Annotated in this window: 1 protein-coding gene; it reads left to right on the forward strand. The window is 30.0% G+C overall.

Annotation, left to right across the window (positions count from 1 at the left end; all coding sequences use genetic code 11):
• Positions 1–108: 108 nt before the first annotated feature.
• Entirely contained in the window at positions 109–396 is a 288-nt protein-coding gene (locus tag AAC854_RS22925; protein WP_340619104.1) for an acyl carrier protein, read from the forward strand.
• Positions 397–606 lie beyond the last annotated feature (210 nt).

The following is a 606-nucleotide window of genomic DNA, read 5'->3' on the forward strand; positions in this document are numbered from 1 at the left end:
ATATGTGGCAGCTCATCAAAAGAGTTAAGATTTTCTTGAATGCCGCTTCAGCAAATAGTTGGAAAGGAATAGGAAATATGAAATTCTCATAATTATGAAAAGTTATATATGTTCAATACTGAAAAACCAAGTTGCCATTATAGTGGAATTTCTATTTTTCTATGTAATGAAATTAAAAACATGACAGGAAACTTTATTCCTTCAACTTCAGAGTCTATTGCAACACTAGGTATAAATTCATTACAGATGATACAACTTATTAATAGGGTTAATGAAAAGTATAATTTAAAGATAACACCAAGAGAATTTATTACGTTAAATACATTAGATGATGTCATTAATTTAATTGAATTTTATTTTTGTAAGGACAGTGATTTAGATTGCATTATTATATAGAATAAAAATAGACTTTTCCTATGAAATAGAATTTGTACACCTGCTACTATTTATTTATATAAAATATAAATTTAACCATTATAATGGGGCCATAAAAAAGTAACCATTCACCAGCCCTGTATTGACTAGCAGGAAAGCAGATTAAAGACATCCGGATAGGGCTGTTTTCGGGTCACCGCTGTCGCGATTTCACTGAGTACATCCAGTGCC

The organism is Xenorhabdus entomophaga (assembly GCF_037996725.1).
Classification (GTDB): Bacteria; Pseudomonadota; Gammaproteobacteria; order Enterobacterales; family Enterobacteriaceae; genus Xenorhabdus; species Xenorhabdus khoisanae.